18 protein-coding genes are annotated in these 15,712 nt (G+C 62.8%); 5 read left to right on the forward strand and 13 right to left on the reverse strand.

The annotated features are described in order from the left end of the window. Positions 1-63: 63 nt before the first annotated feature. Entirely contained in the window at positions 64-1,311 is a 1,248-nt protein-coding gene (locus ACP15D_RS15400) for a TIGR03862 family flavoprotein (protein WP_424958317.1), read from the reverse strand. Between the two features lie 166 nt (positions 1,312-1,477). Between ACP15D_RS15400 and ACP15D_RS15405 the strand changes: the two genes are divergently transcribed. Next, complete coding sequence (locus ACP15D_RS15405; protein ID WP_424958318.1) at positions 1,478-2,842, forward strand: HAMP domain-containing protein; 1,365 nt, start codon at positions 1,478-1,480, stop codon at positions 2,840-2,842. After that, a complete protein-coding gene (locus tag ACP15D_RS15410) occupies positions 2,839-3,450 on the forward strand; it encodes a response regulator (RefSeq protein ID WP_072375828.1) in 612 nt (203 codons plus the stop codon). Before ACP15D_RS15405 ends, ACP15D_RS15410 begins: the two co-directional genes overlap by 4 nt. A 250-nt stretch (positions 3,451-3,700) precedes the next feature. Here ACP15D_RS15410 and ACP15D_RS15415 read toward each other — a convergent pair whose 3' ends face one another. The 11 genes from ACP15D_RS15415 to ACP15D_RS15465 all read right to left on the reverse strand — a co-directional run bounded on the left by ACP15D_RS15415 (position 3,701) and on the right by ACP15D_RS15465 (position 12,056). After that, positions 3,701-4,159: a group II truncated hemoglobin gene (locus tag ACP15D_RS15415; RefSeq protein WP_424958319.1), complete on the reverse strand. Its 459-nt coding sequence runs from the start codon at positions 4,157-4,159 to the stop codon at positions 3,701-3,703. 123 nt (positions 4,160-4,282) lie between these two features. Next, positions 4,283-5,611: a type III glutamate--ammonia ligase gene (glnT, locus tag ACP15D_RS15420; protein ID WP_424958320.1), complete on the reverse strand. Its 1,329-nt coding sequence runs from the start codon at positions 5,609-5,611 to the stop codon at positions 4,283-4,285. 94 nt (positions 5,612-5,705) lie between these two features. Next, complete coding sequence (locus tag ACP15D_RS15425; RefSeq protein ID WP_072375834.1) at positions 5,706-7,034, reverse strand: FMN-binding glutamate synthase family protein; 1,329 nt, start codon at positions 7,032-7,034, stop codon at positions 5,706-5,708. After that, positions 7,034-7,720, reverse strand: a complete 687-nt coding sequence (locus tag ACP15D_RS15430; RefSeq protein WP_424958321.1) for a protein GlxC — start codon at positions 7,718-7,720, stop codon at positions 7,034-7,036. Before ACP15D_RS15430 ends, ACP15D_RS15425 begins: the two co-directional genes overlap by 1 nt. An 8-nt stretch (positions 7,721-7,728) precedes the next feature. Next, positions 7,729-8,625, reverse strand: a complete 897-nt coding sequence (locus ACP15D_RS15435; RefSeq protein WP_424958322.1) for a class II glutamine amidotransferase — start codon at positions 8,623-8,625, stop codon at positions 7,729-7,731. 86 nt (positions 8,626-8,711) lie between these two features. Further along, complete coding sequence (locus ACP15D_RS15440; protein ID WP_424958323.1) at positions 8,712-8,993, reverse strand: hypothetical protein; 282 nt, start codon at positions 8,991-8,993, stop codon at positions 8,712-8,714. Next, positions 8,990-9,661: a hypothetical protein gene (locus ACP15D_RS15445; RefSeq protein ID WP_424958324.1), complete on the reverse strand. Its 672-nt coding sequence runs from the start codon at positions 9,659-9,661 to the stop codon at positions 8,990-8,992. Before ACP15D_RS15445 ends, ACP15D_RS15440 begins: the two co-directional genes overlap by 4 nt. Positions 9,662-9,782: 121 nt before the next feature. Continuing rightward, positions 9,783-11,168 (reverse strand): APC family permease, encoded by a 1,386-nt coding sequence (locus ACP15D_RS15450; protein ID WP_424958325.1) that lies wholly within the window; start codon positions 11,166-11,168, stop codon positions 9,783-9,785. Next, a complete protein-coding gene (locus tag ACP15D_RS15455) occupies positions 11,165-11,359 on the reverse strand; it encodes a hypothetical protein (RefSeq protein ID WP_072375846.1) in 195 nt (64 codons plus the stop codon). The genes ACP15D_RS15450 and ACP15D_RS15455 overlap by 4 nt, the downstream gene beginning before the upstream one ends. 12 nt (positions 11,360-11,371) lie before the next feature. Continuing rightward, the gene (locus tag ACP15D_RS15460) at positions 11,372-11,752 is read right to left on the reverse strand and encodes a hypothetical protein (RefSeq protein ID WP_424958326.1); all 381 of its coding nucleotides are present in this window, start codon (positions 11,750-11,752) and stop codon (positions 11,372-11,374) included. Between the two features lie 10 nt (positions 11,753-11,762). Further along, positions 11,763-12,056, reverse strand: a complete 294-nt coding sequence (locus ACP15D_RS15465) for a hypothetical protein (protein WP_424958327.1) — start codon at positions 12,054-12,056, stop codon at positions 11,763-11,765. A 405-nt stretch (positions 12,057-12,461) separates the two neighbouring features. Between ACP15D_RS15465 and ACP15D_RS15470 the strand changes: the two genes are divergently transcribed. The 3 genes from ACP15D_RS15470 to ACP15D_RS15480 all read left to right on the forward strand — a co-directional run bounded on the left by ACP15D_RS15470 (position 12,462) and on the right by ACP15D_RS15480 (position 14,461). Beyond that, complete coding sequence (locus tag ACP15D_RS15470) at positions 12,462-12,839, forward strand: hypothetical protein (RefSeq protein ID WP_424958328.1); 378 nt, start codon at positions 12,462-12,464, stop codon at positions 12,837-12,839. Between the two features lie 41 nt (positions 12,840-12,880). After that, complete coding sequence (locus ACP15D_RS15475) at positions 12,881-13,642, forward strand: helix-turn-helix domain-containing protein (RefSeq protein WP_424959250.1); 762 nt, start codon at positions 12,881-12,883, stop codon at positions 13,640-13,642. Between the two features lie 81 nt (positions 13,643-13,723). Then, the gene (locus ACP15D_RS15480) at positions 13,724-14,461 is read left to right on the forward strand and encodes a type 1 glutamine amidotransferase (protein WP_424958329.1); all 738 of its coding nucleotides are present in this window, start codon (positions 13,724-13,726) and stop codon (positions 14,459-14,461) included. Here ACP15D_RS15480 and ACP15D_RS15485 read toward each other — a convergent pair. After that, positions 14,452-15,708: an FAD-dependent monooxygenase gene (locus ACP15D_RS15485; RefSeq protein WP_424958330.1), complete on the reverse strand. Its 1,257-nt coding sequence runs from the start codon at positions 15,706-15,708 to the stop codon at positions 14,452-14,454. The genes ACP15D_RS15480 and ACP15D_RS15485 overlap by 10 nt on opposite strands. Positions 15,709-15,712 lie beyond the last annotated feature (4 nt).

A 15,712-nucleotide genomic window follows, 5' to 3' on the forward strand; every position in this document is an offset into this window, starting at 1 on the left:
TAGGGTGAGGGGCCGCCGCTAGCGCTGCACATCATTCTGCCCCTCACCCTAACCCTCTCCCCATTAAGGGCGATGGGGAGAGGGGGAAATCGTGCCCAGCCACTCCACTATCCCGCGCCCGGCCTGCGCACCGGTCGCAAGGCACGCCTGAAGCAGGTAGCCCCCCGTGGGCGCCTCCCAGTCCAGCATTTCGCCGGCAACGAACACACCTCGACGCCGGTGCAGCATCAGCCGATCATCGACGTCATTCCATTTGACGCCGCCCGCGGTCGAAATCGCCCGCGCGATGGGCGCAGCCGCTGTCAGCCGCAACGGCACTGCTTTGATCAGCCGCGCGATCTCCTCAGGGGGCATCTCGGTCAATCGTTGTGCGGCCGTCTCGTGCAGCAATCCGATCTCGACGGCTGACATGCCCGCCGCCTTGCGTAGGAACGTCGCCAGCGATTGCTTAGCTCGTGCCTTGCCGAGGCGCCCTGCCAGCGCTTCGACCGTGATATCGGGCCGCAGATCGAGGACGAGCACCGCTGTCCCGTCCCGCGCGATGGCATCGCGCAACCGGGCCGAAAGTGCGTAGACGGAACCGCCCTCGATGCCCTCGGCGGTGATCAAAGCCTCCCCGCGCACACTCGCCCCCTCGAACGATGCCGCGATGCGCTTCAGTGGCTGCCCCTCGAAGCGGCTGCGGAAGTGATCCGACCAGGCGATGTCGAATCCGCAGTTCGCTGCCGCCAGCGGGGCAACCGCGACGCCCGCGCCGTCCAGCACGGGCACCCAATCGCCTGTCGACCCGAGCCGCGGCCAGCTCGCCCCGCCGAGCGCCAGCAGCGTCGCATCGGCCTCAATGAGCCTTTCCCCGGCCGGCGTCTCGAACGTGAGGCGACCTTCGCCATCCCATCCGGTCCACCGCCACCGGTTACGAATAGTGACGCCGGCCGCGATCAGCCGGGAAAGCCATGCCCGCAAAAGCGGCGACGCCTTCATTGCCACCGGAAATACGCGCCCGCTCGATCCAACGAAGGTTGCTTCCCCGAGCCCCTCGCACCACTCCCGCACCGCGCTGGGCGGGAATGCCTCGATGGCCGGTCGCAGCCGTTCCCGCGCGTCGCCGTAGCGAGCAAGAAATTGCTCAAGGCCTTCGCTGTGGGTCAGGTTTAATCCCCCCCGGCCAGCCAGCAGGAATTTGCGGGCGAGCGAGGGCATACGGTCGTAAACCGTGACGCTGACGCCGGAATGGGCCAGGGTCTCGGCGGCCATCAGCCCTGCCGGGCCGCCGCCGATTACGGCGACGCTGCAACTCGAAGTTCGCGTCACTTTTATATTGTCCTCTCTGCCCGGGAGCCCGCCCTAACACTCACGCATTGGCTAAGGCAACGGCCGGCCCCCGGACCGGCAGTTAACGGCGGAGACCGCTCAGCCGGTCTAGGCGGGGACGGCGGGGTGTTATAATGTTCCAATTAATGCACCGAGGATTTTGCAATTGTCGCTGCGCAGTCGGCTCCTTATTTCGGTCTTTGCAACTCTGCTGCTGAGCCTCATCGCCGGCGGCGCATTCACCTATTGGCACGCCGTCGCCAAGATCGAGACCGAGATGCAGGCGGCCATCGCCGTTGGCAGCCGCATTGCGCGCAACGCCGTCGACGATTGGGAGGAGGCAACCGATCCCGCGCGGCGCCTCGCCCTTCTGGTGGCCGACTTCGAGGGCGACCGCCACCTGCGAGCGACACTCATAAGTCCCGACGGCAAGGAAGTTCACGCATCCGAAGTTGCCATCGCCGACAACCCCGCGCCAGCGTGGCTCGTATCGCTGCTGGCCGCACCTCCGAAAAAAGTGGCGGTAGATCTTCCCGAGGTATTCGACAAATTCGGCACGGTGGTCTTGCAGACCGACCCGCGCAACGAGGTCGCCGAAGTCTGGAGCGACGTATGGCTGACGCTGAGCGTGATGACGATTTTCTGCGGCCTCGTGCTGGCCTTCATTTATTGGACGCTGGCCTCGACCATGCGCCCGCTGCACAACCTGACAACCGCCTTTGCGCGTGTCGGCGATGGTGATTACCGCGAGCGCCTGAACGAACAGGGCCCCTTGGAGCTTGTGCGCCTGTCGCAGAGCTTCAACCAGATGGTCGAGCGCCTCGCCACCTCCGAAGCCCATAATAAGCGCCTGCAGCAGCAGCTCACATCCGTGCAGGACGAGGAGCGCGCCGACCTAGCGCGTGACCTGCACGACGAGATCGGGCCTTTGCTGTTCGCGGCCGACGTCGACGCCGTCGCGATCGAGCAGCTCGCCAAATCCGGCGATTACGAGGAAATCCCGCACCGCGTGGGCATCATCCGCGACGCCATTGGCCGCATGCAGCGACACGTGCGCGATATTCTGGGCCGACTACGCTCCGCGACGCTTCTCGACGTCGGCTTGGCCCACGCCATCGACAATTTGCTCGCCTTCTGGCGGGCGCATCGCCCCAAGCTTGTCTTCCGCGTCGAGGTGCCGGAGGAAAGTTTCGGCGAGGTGATCGATGGAACGATCTACCGCGTCGTGCAGGAAAGCATAAGCAACGCGGTGCGCCACGGGACACCGACGACCATCGACATCAGCGTCAAGGCAAATCCGGACAACTCGATCGATATCAAGGTCGCCGACGACGGCTGCGGCCTAAAATCGGGCGGTGTTCGCGGCTTCGGCATCGTCGGCATGCGCGAGCGCGTAGCAACGCTCGGCGGCAATCTAGAGGTCACCAATCGACGCGACGGCAAAGGTGTTGTCGTCTCCGCCCATCTTCCAGCGCGCGGCCCCCACGCTGCCGCTTCCACCTTTGAAACACACGAGGCAACGCTGCAATGAAGATACTTCTGGTGGACGATCATATTGTCGTTCGTGAAGGTGTCCGCCGCCTCCTGTCGGGCATGAGCGGCGCCGAGTTGCACGAAGCATCGACCGGCGAAGAGGCGCTGGAGATGTTTCGCCAGATCAAGCCGGAGCTCGTGCTGCTCGACCTTAATCTGACGGGCATCGGAGGCCTTGAGCTTTTGCGCCGCCTGCTGAGCGAGGACGAGAAGGTCCGCGTCGTCGTGTTCTCAATGCACGCCGAGCCGATCTACGCAGCCCGCGCTCTACGCCTTGGTGCGCGCGGCTACGTCAGCAAAAGCGCTGGGGCCGACGAACTGGTCACTGCCGTCAAGAAGGTGGCCGAGGGTGGGCGCTACGTCGAGCGCGAGATCGCCGGAGAGCTGGCCTTCACGCAGCTTTCCGCCGAAGATCCGCTGCAGCAGCTCACCATGCGTGAGATTGAAATCCTCCGCCTTCTTGGCGAGGGCAACAGCCTCACCGAGATCGCCCAGACGATTGGCGTTGCCTACAAGACGGTCGCCAATACTTGCTCGATCATCAAGAGCAAGCTGGGCGTCGAGCGCACGGCCGACCTCATCCGTGTTTCTATGGAGATGAAGTAGCCCGATACGCCTGCGCTGACGTGCGCCGGTTTCCCGCGACACCGGCGCTCGACTTGCGGGAAACTTTGGCAAGGCGCGACCGGGAAAAAGTCCCTGGCCCTCGGCCAACACGTATCGCTAACGTTCTGGCGCCGCGCACTTGCGGAAAGGGCGCCGGATCGCCAATGGCCCTGGCGTCCTTCCCGCACTTTTTTTTGCGCAGCATTCTCGAAAGAGTTTGGTTCTCCCCGCGGGCCGCTGCACGCCGCCGCTAGCGGTTGACGAGCATCGTTGCGACGCGCGTGAATGGCGTCATCAGGCGGACCTTAATGTCGCCGGGCAGACCCACGCGATCAATGGCCATCACCATGCACCTGAGCCAAGCGTCCTTCGCCTCTGCGTTGATCTCGACGTGCTCGTGCATCTCGCGCACGTTCGAATGTCCCCACTTTTGCGTATAGAGCTTGGGGCCGCCGAGGAAGCCGGACAGAAAGTTTAGCTGTTCGATGCGCGAATGGGCGACCCCATGTCCGCGCAGATGCAGGACGTGCAGCGCTTGGCCCTCGGGTTCGAACTCGACGATGTTGTAGAACGTCTCGACCAGATTGCGCAGACCCTCTTCGCCGCCGACAAGATCGTAGAGTGAGGGCCCGCGCAACGCCGAGCCAGAGGCATCAGCGGCGACCGCGGAGCTCGTGTGATCGTCTGAACCTTCAGCAGCACCTGACATGGATCCTCCTGAGTTTCACACTCAGTCCGAGCGCATCGAAGTGCATTGTTCCTGCTCAATGCCCTGCCCAAGAAAAAGCGCGCGGCGTTCGAGGCACCGCGCGCTTCAAAGTGTTCTCTTAGGTTAGATGTCGAGTGTGTTTTGGCGCTCCCACTCCGTGAAGTGCGACGCGAACTGGTTCCACTCGCCGGTCTTCAGCTTGATGTAGGCGGAGGAGAACTCCTCGCCGAGAGCGCTCTTGAGTGAGGCGTCCTTGTCGAAGTTGCGGATGGCGTCGAGAAGGTTGAGCGGCAGTTTCGGAGCGTCGGTCACCGTATGTCCGAGCTGGTACATGTCGATGTCGTAGCGACGGCCCGGGTGGGCATTGCTTTCGATACCGTCGAGGCCGGCTGCAATGATGACAGCCTGGAGGAGGTACGGGTTAGCCGCGCCGTCTGGCAGGCGAAGCTCGAAGCGACCTTTGCCCGGCACGCGGACCATGTGCGTGCGGTTGTTGCCGGTCCAGGTGACGGTGTTGGGTGCCCACGTCGCGCCGGAAACCGTGCGCGGCGCGTTGATGCGCTTGTAGGAGTTGACAGTAGGATTGGTGATCGCGGACAGCGCTTCGGCGTGCTTCATGATGCCGCCGAGGAACTTGTAGCCCTGTTGCGACAGGCCCATTTCGTCAGTGGAGTCCAGGAACGCGTTGGAGGTGCCGCTCGTGTCCCAGACAGAGATGTGCGCGTGACAACCGTTTCCGGTAAGGCCTGGGAACGGCTTCGGCATGAAGGTCGCGCGCAGCCCGTGCTTCTCGGCGACAGTCCTTGCCATGTACTTGAAGAACGAGTGGCGGTCGGCGGTGATCAGCGCATCGTCGAAGCTCCAGTTCATTTCGAACTGGCCGTTGGCGTCCTCGTGGTCGTTCTGGTAGGCACCCCAACCCAGTTCCTGCATGTAATCGCAGATCTCGGCGATCACATCGTAACGGCGCATCAAAGCTTGCTGGTCGTAACAAGGCTTCGCTGCGGTGTCTTTTTGGTCGGAGATCGCCGTTCCGTCCGGCAGCGTCAGGAAGAATTCGCACTCTACGCCGGTTTTCACGCGCAGCCCGAGCGCCGCGGCCCTCGCAACGAGGTGCTTGAGGACCACGCGAGGCGCCTGAGCGACGAGCTTGTCCTCCATCACGCAGTCGGCCGGCAGCCAGGCAACTTCCTTCTTCCACGGAAGCTGGATCATGCCGGCTGGGTCCGGCATGCCGAACATGTCCGGGTGCGCCGGTGTCATGTCCAGCCATGTGGCGAAGCCGGCAAAGCCGGCTCCGTCTTTCTGCATCTCTGCGATCGCTGCTGCGGGAACGAGTTTGGCTCGCTGTCCACCAAACAGGTCGGTGAACGAGATCATGAAATAGCGAATGCCACGATCTTTCGCGACTTGCGCGAGATCGATCTTCACCTCGTGTGAATCGTGGGCCATCGGTGTTTTCCCAAGTGTGTCGGTTACGTTGACGCTCTTCGCTGCCGCCGGCCTGCTAAATCTTCCGAAGAATTTCACAGCCGCCCGCCCAATTTTAGAAGTTGCCCTGACCGGGGATCCAGCCCGTTCCCGCCAGAGGCACCCGCGCCATGGCGGCGGCCTCGATCGTGAGCGCGCAGAGATCTTCTGGGGTCAGATTGTGCACGTGATTGTGGCCGCAGGCACGTGCAATGGTCTGTGCCTCGAGCGTCATCACTTTGAGGTAGTTGGCGAGGCGCCGTCCGGCGAGAACCGGGTCGAGACGCCGCGACAGCTCTGGATCCTGCGTCGTGATACCGGCCGGATCCCTGCCCTCGTGCCAGTCGTCATATGCGCCGGCCGTGGTGTGGAGCTTGTTGTACTCAGATTCCAGCGCCGGATCGTTATCGCCCAGGGCGATCAGAGCCGCCGTGCCGACTGACACAGCGTCAGCGCCGAGCGCCAGCGCCTTGGCAACGTCCGCGCCGTTGCGGATGCCGCCCGACACGATCAGCTGCACCTTGCGATGCATGCCGAGGTCCTGCAGCGCCTGCACGGCAGGACGGATGCAAGCGAGGGTCGGCTGGCCGACGTGCTCGATGAACACTTCCTGCGTGGCGGCGGTGCCGCCCTGCATGCCGTCGACGACCACTGCGTCAGCGCCGGCCTTCACGGCCAGGGCAACGTCATAGTAAGGACGCGCGCCGCCGACCTTGATGTAGATGGGCTTCTCCCAGTCGGTGATCTCGCGCAGCTCGAGGATCTTGATCTCGAGATCGTCGGGACCGGTCCAGTCCGGGTGACGGCAGGCCGAGCGCTGGTCGATGCCCTTCGGCAGCGTGCGCATTTCGGCGACGCGATCGGAGATCTTCTGGCCGAGCAGCATGCCGCCGCCGCCGGGCTTCGCGCCCTGGCCGACCACCACCTCGATGGCGTCCGCTTTACGCAGATCGTCCGGGTTCATGCCGTAGCGCGACGGCAGATACTGATAAACCAGCGTCTGCGACTGGCCGCGCTCTTCAGGCGTCATGCCGCCGTCGCCCGTCGTCGTCGACGTGCCGGCGATGGTGGCGCCGCGGCCGAGTGCTTCCTTCGCGTTCGCCGACAGCGAGCCGAAGCTCATGCCGGCGATGGTGATCGGAATCTTCAGCTCGATCGGCTTCTTCGCGAAGCGCGTGCCGATCACGACGTTGGTCGAGCACTTCTCGCGATAGCCTTCCAGCGGATAGCGAGACATCGACGCGCCGAGGAACAGCAGGTCGTCGAAGTGGGGCACCTTGCGCTTCGCGCCGCCGCCACGGATGTCATAGATGCCGGTCGTTGCCGCACGGCGGATTTCCGACAGCGCATAGTCATCGAATGCGGCCGCCTTGCGCGGCGTCGTGGGAGGGTTGTGGTAGCTCATCAGTAAGCGTCCGCGTTATCGATGTTGAAGTTATAGAGCTTGCGGGCCGAGCCGTAGCGACGGAAGTCCTTCGGCTTCACGCCGTTGAGACCCGAGCGCTTCAGGATGCCGTCGATGATCTCCAGGTGCTCATCGCGCATCTCTTTCTCGATGCAGTCCGCACCGAGGCTCTTCACCGAGCCGCGCACGAACAGGCGTGCCTCGTAGATCGAGTCACCGAGCGCATCGCCTGCATCGCCGAACACCACGAGGTTTCCGGTCTGCGCCATGAACGCCGACATATGGCCGATGTTGCCTTTGACGACGATGTCGATGCCCTTCATCGAGATGCCGCAGCGCGACGACGCGTTGCCCTCGACAACCAGAATACCGCCGCGCCCTGTGGCACCCGCGTACTGGCTGACGTCGCCCTTAACGACGACTTTACCCGACATCATGTTCTCGGCAGCACCAGGTCCGGCAGAGCCGTGAACCGTGACGTTTGCCTGCTTGTTCATGCCGGCCACGTAGTAGCCGACGCTGCCCTTGATATCGATGTTGAGCGGGGCATCCACGCCGACAGCAACCGCATGCCGACCCTTCGGATTGATGATTTCCCACTGCGTTTCGTTGGTGCCGGCGTTCTGCTTGTGCAGAAGCTCGTTCATTTCACGCAGTGAAGTAGAAGCAAGATCGATGGTGCGCATGGCAGCTCTTAGCGCTCCCAGAAATAGACGGTTGCGGGTTCAGGCTCCCAGATGCGTGCACCATCGACGCCGGGCAGGCCGGCAAGTGCACGATATTCGGAGCCAAAGGCGACGTACTGATCGGTTTCGGCCATGACGGCAGGCTTGCACGCGATGGGATCGCGCACGACCGCAAATCCGTTCTTGGTGCCGACGACGAACGTGAAGAAACCGTCGAGATCATCGAGGCTCTTCTGCAGTGCTTCGCCGAGGTTCATTCCCTGCTTGATGCGCCAGGAAATGTACGCAGCTGCGACTTCCGTGTCGTTCTCCGTCTCGAACGTCATGCCGTCGTGAATCAGTTCGCGACGCACGTTTGGATGGTTCGACAGAGACCCGTTGTGCACCAGGCACTGGTCGGGACCCGTGGAAAACGGATGCGCGCCCATCGTGGTCACGGCCGATTCCGTCGCCATGCGCGTGTGACCGATGGCGTGCGAGCCCTGCATCTTGGCAAGCTCGAACTGGCTCGCGACCTCCGTCGGCCAACCAACTTCCTTGAAGATCTCGATCGATTCTCCGGTGCTCATGATGCGCAGCTTCGGATGCCCCGTGCGCAGAGCTTCGCGCGCGGCCTGGGCCTTGTCGGCTGGCACGCTGAGAACAGCATGCGTCGCCTTGCGCTCGAGGCTGACCTCGGCACCTATGGCTTTCGAAAGGGCTGCGGTGAGGCCGGCGAATTCCGCATCCGGATTCGGCGACTGCAGAGTGATTTTCGCCTTGCCTTGCTGCGGAGCTCCATAGACGGCGAAGCCGGCAGAGTCCGGTCCGCGCTCGCACATGGTCGCAAGCATGGTTGAAGTGAGCTCGCCGAGGCGAGGCTCAAGTTTGGCGTCCTTTATGAACAGGCCAACAATGCCGCACATCTTGTTTTAGTCCCCAATGTTCAGTGCTGAGAGAGAGCTTAGCAGGCACTTTCCTGCAGTCAACTGGTATGAAGAGATTTTTCCTATCAGGCAACTTGTTGCCCGTGGCGCCAGACTTCGTAGCGAATGCGCGCAATGCGATAGGCATCCGGAATCGACAGCGCCCAGACGAATAAACCGAGGGCGGAGCGGCCAATGAAGGACGTTTCCGGGGTCGTCGTGTGCCAGCATAGGAGCGCCAGCAGCAGCGAGAAGAAGGCAAAGCCCAGCCCGCGCATTTGCGCGCCGACGGCGACATGACCGGCACCGGGAGCGAGGATAGCGAGGGCAAGAACGATGTGCGGGTTGATGGGACGCTTTGCTTTCATGCCGCGCGCGCCCGACCCATCGCGCCCGCAATCGCGCGCATGCTCTGCAACTGGTCTAGAACCGTGGCGAAGTCGTTGTGCGCGATCTGCGCCTTCTCGAATACCGACTGGCGAAGCAGCAGATGCTCGCCGCGCTTTCCCTCAGCGCCCTGGCGCACAATTCGCATGCCGCGCTCGGTGATCGCGATCTCCTTCACGCGCGGATCCTTGAGAATTCCGCTTAGCACCGGAGCAAGCTCTGCGAGCAGCGGCTCGGCCTCTTCGTCCCCGCGGATCAGAACCTCCGCAGGAAACTCGGCGGGAGTATCGAGGCGATACTCGAACCGCGAGGAAAGCGAATAGAATTCGGTGCCGCAATGGCGCACCAGGATCGATAATCCCGGCAGCCCTGGATTGCGGTCGAGCAGCGTCGTCGACAGCCAGAGCTGCGGCAGACGGCGCATAGTCAGTGTGTCGAGCACGAGGTCGACTTTGACGCCGCGTCCGCGATGCGAGCCCGAAAGCTGCGGGAAGCCATCGGCCCCGTGCGTCAGCTCCGAGCGATCAAGCGCTACGGCACATTCATCGAGCAAACCGCGACGTGCAGCCATTGCGGCGCGATGATCGCGGACTGCGATGTAGGAAACGGTCACGGCGCCAGCGGCAGCCACAAAAAGCGTGAGGGACATGAGGGGGGCACCTGACGCGTTCGAGTTGTTGTTTCTCGGGATGGGCGATCCCCGGGTAGTCGTCCGGGGATCGCGGGGCCTGCCGCGGGGAGAAGGGTCCCGCGACAGGCTATGGGTTAGCTCAGTGCCCGACCGGACGCGGCCAGGGCATCGTGAACTGCGCACCGCGCTTGACGAACTTGTAGCGGTGGCCGGCGAACCAGACCGAGGCGATGATGTAGAACACCATCATCGCGACGAGCTGCGTGCCGTAGCCGAGGAACACCGCGAAGTAGGTCGTGGCGCAAAGCGCGAGCAGCACGAGGGCCGGCAGCGGATGGAACGGATGCACATAGCCGCGCTTGATCGTGCCGAGCGGCCACATCTTCCGGAACATCAATACGTTGAAGGCCATGAACGTGTACTCGAGCAGACCCGACAGGATCGAGAAGGTGATGACCTGATCGAGCGGCGCGAAGTATGCGAACACCAGAGCCACCGGAACGAGGAACACGATCGAGCGGAAAGGTGTGCGGTACTTCGGATGCACGGCGCCGAACACCTGCGGCAGATACCGGTCGCGACCCATAGAGAACCAGGCGCGAGAGGCATCGTTGATGCAGCCGTTCGCCGACGCGAGCGTCGAGAAGATGGTACCGATGAACAGCAGCACCATCAGCGGTGTCGAACTGGTCAACCGGGCAGCGTCGAACAGCGGCGTCACTGCTTGACCAAGGTATTCCCACGGCATCAGGCCGGCGCAGATGTACCAGGTCATCGTCGCCGCGATCAGCAGCGTGATGACGCCGGTCATCGTGCCGAGCGGCAGGGCGCGCGCAGGTGAACGAACCTCTTCGGCGGCCTGCGTTGTTCCCTCGATGCCGAGGTAGTACCACATGCCGAAGTGCATCGCCGCCAGCACGCCCAGCCAACCGTAAGGCAGCCCGTTGAGCAGCTCATGCGGCTTCAGCACGTCATCGGTCCAAGGGCTTACCGCCGCGAACAGGATGAGGATCGCGACGAAAGCGATGGCGGTGATGACGAGGTTGAACGTCAGCGTGGCGTAGACGCCGCGGTAGTTCAGGAACGCCAGGAACATGATGGTGAGCACGATAAACGGCTTATCGTGCGTGTCGGCGAACCCTGCCATGCCTCCCACGGTTTGCACGAGGTAGCCGAGCGTAATCGCGTTGGCCGCTTCGAGCATTGTGTAGGCAAAGACGAGGAACAGGCCGACGTTGAACGCCATCAGCGGCCCGACGATATGCTTGGCCTGCGCGTACTGACCACCGGCGGCGGCGACCGTTGAAGTCACCTCCGAGTCGATCATGGCGACGCAGGTGTAGAGCATGCCCGCCGCCCAGCAGGCGATGAGAGCAGCGAGTGCACCACCCTTGCCGACAGCGAAGTTCCAACCCATGTACTCGCCGACGAGCACGATACCGACGCCGAGGGCCCACACGTGACCAGGGCCGAGGACGCGGAGCAGCGAGACCTTCTCGCCGTGAACTGCAGTATATTGGCTCACAGGTGGCCTCCCTGGTGCGGCGGGTCGATGACCAGGCTGTCTTCGATTTCACCTTCCTTCGAGGAAAGCAGCGTCTCCTCCGAGTGGGCGCGGTTGGTACGGATCATGTCGGTGAGCATCCAGAGGCCGAGCAAGGCCGAGATGCCCCAGGCTGCGTATTCCAGCAGCTGGAAGTTGTTCAGATTTTCCATTGGAGCACTCCGTCAGCGGTCGAACCGCTCAGCGATAACGTCCTTGTATTCCTTCGCCGACCAGCGGAAGACGAGCACGAAGTAGGCAATCACCACGAATGCGGTGATCAGCAGTGCCGGCAAGCTGAAGGAATAGTCGAAGCGGGTGGCGATCAGTTCGTGGGCTGTCTGCGGCGTGTAGCCGAGCTTCTCCCACTGCTGCGCCATCGTCGCGTTCTGCCCGAGATCTGCCCACGTAGCGTCAGGCAGATTGAGGGTCGTCTTGCCGCCGCCTGCGAGGCCGAAGTAGACCGGCAGGAACAGGGCAGCGAGCACGAGCACCAGCAGAAACAACGAATCGACAAACTGCCCGAACTTTGACTGTTGGGGCGGTTGATAAGGCGTCTTGGCCATTTTTTTCTCCTCAGCCTTTCTTGCCGCGAAGCAAGTCGAGGTAGTGGAGGTCGAGGCCGTAGATGTGCTCCTTGTCCTCGGAATAGTGCTTCACCATCGCGAAGATGGATGCCGAGTTGAACAGCAGAACCACACCACCCGCGAACGCGAGTGCGTAGACCACTTCCGGCGAACCGGCGTTAGGTACAACCTTCCAGAATACGAAGGCATACGTTGCCCAGAGCACGGCGACGGCCAACACTGCCCATCGCCGGTCTCCCGCGAACATTCGATGTACGCGTGCGTCTGTATTGCTCTTTTCCATGAGCACCCCTTGGCTTGTTTCCACCCGAGTTATGGTTGCCTTAGAGGCAACCGTTTTTTATATCAGGAAAATTCTGCGACGGGTTGCCGCAAGTTGTCAAGGCATTTGAGTGCTGATTTGTCGAGCATTTCGAATATCAAGTCGAAAAAATGTGCAGAGTGGCGCCCTTATAGGCGGTTGAATCGGCGGAAAATTGCTTGCATCGCAAGAACGTGATTGGCCATGTTTGCAGTGCATTTCCAAGGCCGCTCAGAGTGCGGATCGATCGATGCCTCTCGCCTTGTTCAGGTACGCGCTCGCGAGAGATCATCCGAAGGATCTGCACTTCCAGTGGACGCCTGAGCTCAAGACTACCTGCGACGTCATAATCATCGGCGCGGGCGGCCAAGGGCGGTGGACATGCAGATGGCCAAAGGCCTGACCCGCAAGTTTGCTGACGCCACGCTGATGAATGCTGCCAATCCAACGCCGAAAGAATGCCGCCTGGCGATCCGCGACGGAGACATCGCCGGGCGCGTGACGTCGATTGTGCGCTCGCCGACGCTAGGCCAGGCCATCGACCTGCGACCCGAGAAGTTCGCCGATCTTTCCGTCGTCCAGACATCGATTGCCAAGATGCCCGCGATCCTCACACGGGCGGATATCGGGGGTAGAACCGTTTTCCACTTGCTAGTGGACAGTGCAGCCGCCTTATACTTCTGCGATTGTCTCCTTGATGCCGCAGCCGAGTTCGGCGGCCGCATCGCCGGCCTCGATGTTTTGCAGAAGTTTGAAGACGTATGAAATCGACAAAAACGCGCCGTCCGCCTTCGGTTAAGGCCCGCATCGCCGAAAGCAATTCCGACGCCCTCAGCGAGCCTCTGGGCGCCGTGGTGGCCGATAACGACTCAAATCCCGAGGTCAGCGCGAAGCCCGCGGCAGGTCGCGTGTCGCGGCAGATCCCGACGCGCAAGTCCACGCCAGGCGAGGATGATCAGGATCCGCACGCGCTGCATGGTGCGCGCGACAACATGCTCGAAGTTGCGATCGGTCGGGAGGTCCGCGCATTCCGCAACAAGCTCGGCATCACCGCGTCCGACCTGGCCCGCGCCGCTGACCTCTCCCTCGGCATGCTGTCGAAGATCGAGAACGGCGTCACCAGCGCTTCGCTGACGACGCTGCAACGCCTGTCGAAGGCGCTCGGCGTTCCGGTCACTTCTCTTTTTCGCCGCTTCGAGGAGCGCCGCGATGCCGTCTTCGTTTCCAGCGGCCAGGGTCTGCTCATCGAGCGTCGCGGCACTCGTGCCGGTCACCAGTATCAGCTCCTCGGACACACCGGCGGCCTGTCCGGCAGTGTGGTCGTCGAGCCGTACATGATCACGCTCACCGAGGAATCGGACGTCTTCCCGCTCTTCCAGCACGGCGGGCACGAGCTGATCTATCTGCTGGAAGGCGAGGTCGTTTACCGCCACGCCGACAAGCTCTATCCGATGAAGCCTGGCGATAGCCTGTTCTTCGATGCTGACGCGCCGCATGGCCCCGAGGAACTGGTCAAGCTGCCGATCCGGTTTCTATCGGTGATCAGCTACTCTCGTGAGCTTCCATAAGAATTTCTCTTTGTCCCCACTTGCAATCGACATGCTATGGGAATACCGATTTCCCACGGGGAAACTGAGAAATGACCTCCGATGCTGCCGCGCGTCGTCATCTTCCAGCACGCAGAATCATGCCACGCGGGCACCCTCGCCGGCCATCTGCGCGTGGATGGGATCGCGCCCGCTATCGTGAAGCTTGATCGCGGCGAGCCGCTTCCAGACCTCGACCAGTTCGACATCCTGATGGTGATGGGCGGGCCGATGAATGTTTGGGACGAGGATACCTATCCCTGGCTGAAAGAGGAAAAGGCAGCCATCCGCCGCTGGGTCGTCGAGCAAGACAAGCCGTTCCTCGGCGTCTGCCTCGGTCATCAACTGCTCGCCGACTCGCTTGGCGGCCAGGTCGGGCCGGCAACCGTGGGCGAGATCAATCTGCTTGAGATTGCGCTGAGTCCCGAAGGGCAGCGTCACCCGCTCTACGCCGGCTTCAACAGCCGGAAGCGCGGATTGCAGTGGCACGGTGCCGAGGTCAAGGCGCTACCTGACGGTTCGATCGTCCTTGCCTCGACCAGCGATTGCCCGATCGCGGCATTCGCCTACGGCTCGAGCGCCTTCGGACTGCAATACCACGTCGAGGCGACGGACCAATCCGTCGTCGATTGGTCGTCCGACGCTGCCGGTCAGGAAGCGCTGAGCCGCCTGCATCCGCCAGGCTTCGTGCAGACGTTGCACGTCCGCGTGAGCGAGGGCTTTTCGGAGTTGCTAGGCAATTCGCGGCGCCTCTACGACAACTTCATGCGCATCGCTGTCGAGCGTCTCGTCTACACCTGATCTCCGGCCTTCCAGCCATAGAGCCAATCGTATCGCGCCATGAGTCGCTCCGGCGGCGCGTAGCGCAGCACCAGGTTGCGCACCACCGCGGACGCGCCACCGAGATGATAGATGCGTCCGTTGTTCCGCGAGGCATCGGCAACGCGGACGACGCGCGGACGCCGCATTCGCTGATACGAGCGCAGCGCCTGCGGAACGTTATCCGGTCTAAGTGCCAGCGCATCGGCAAGGGCGACTGCATCCTCCAGCGCCATCACCGCACCTTGCGCAAAGAACGGCATGACCGGATGCGCCGCGTCGCCCAGCAACGCGATGCGGCCGCGCGTCCATTCCCCGGGAACCGGCAGCGACTGCAGCGACCAGCGCTTCCATGCCGGCGCGCAGCGGATCAGAGCCTGCAGCGGGGCGGCGCAGGCGGGCATGTTTTGCGCCACCCAATCTGGCGCCACCGCCGCACTCCAATCGGTGTCGTGTCGGTCATCATCGAGTACGACGATGATCGCCAACTCCGTCCCGCCCGAGACTGGATAATGCACGACGTGCGCCTGCGGAAACAGCCAGATCGTCACCTCGTTACGGAGAAAGTCCGCCGGTAGCTCTTCGCGCGCAATGACGCTACGCACCGCGCTCTTGCCTGAAAAGCGCGGCTTGCTGTCGTCGATCAACTTCGTGCGCAGACCGGACCAGACGCCATCCGCCGCGATCAGCGCAGAGCCGAAATGTGCTTCGCCCGCGTCGCTGGCAACGCAGACGCGCTGATCGTCGCTCGCCACCTGCGATGCGCCGAAGCCGAGCGACAATGAGATCAGCGGATTGGCGCGTGCCGCGTCGGCCAGCACTGCGTGCAGGTCTTTTCTATGTGCCACCCAATAGGGTGCCCCGTGGCGTGCTGTGATCCATTCCCCGAGAGGCATCCGGGTGAGTTTCGCGCCGCTCGCCCCATCGCGCACGCTGAGCGCTTCTGGCTCGCCCACGCGTGCACGCAGCGCATCGGCGACGCCTAGATGCTGCAGAATGCGCGTGCCGTTGGGGCCGAGCTGAATGCCGGCGCCTTCCTCGTGAAAAGCCGGACGCCGCTCGAGCACGTGCGAGGCGATGCCGCGTTGCGCCAATGCCAGCGCTGTCGACAACCCGCCGATACCACCGCCGGCAATCAGCACCCGATCGGCGCAGCCGCCGTCGTGCGCACGCGCCACCGCCGCCTCCGCGTTGGAATTCGCCAGAGGATCGAGCTGTGGAAGGGACATGGGT

Origin of the sequence: Hyphomicrobium sp. 1Nfss2.1 (genome assembly GCF_965243865.1) — a bacterium.
Classification (GTDB): Bacteria; Pseudomonadota; Alphaproteobacteria; order Rhizobiales; family Hyphomicrobiaceae; genus Hyphomicrobium_A.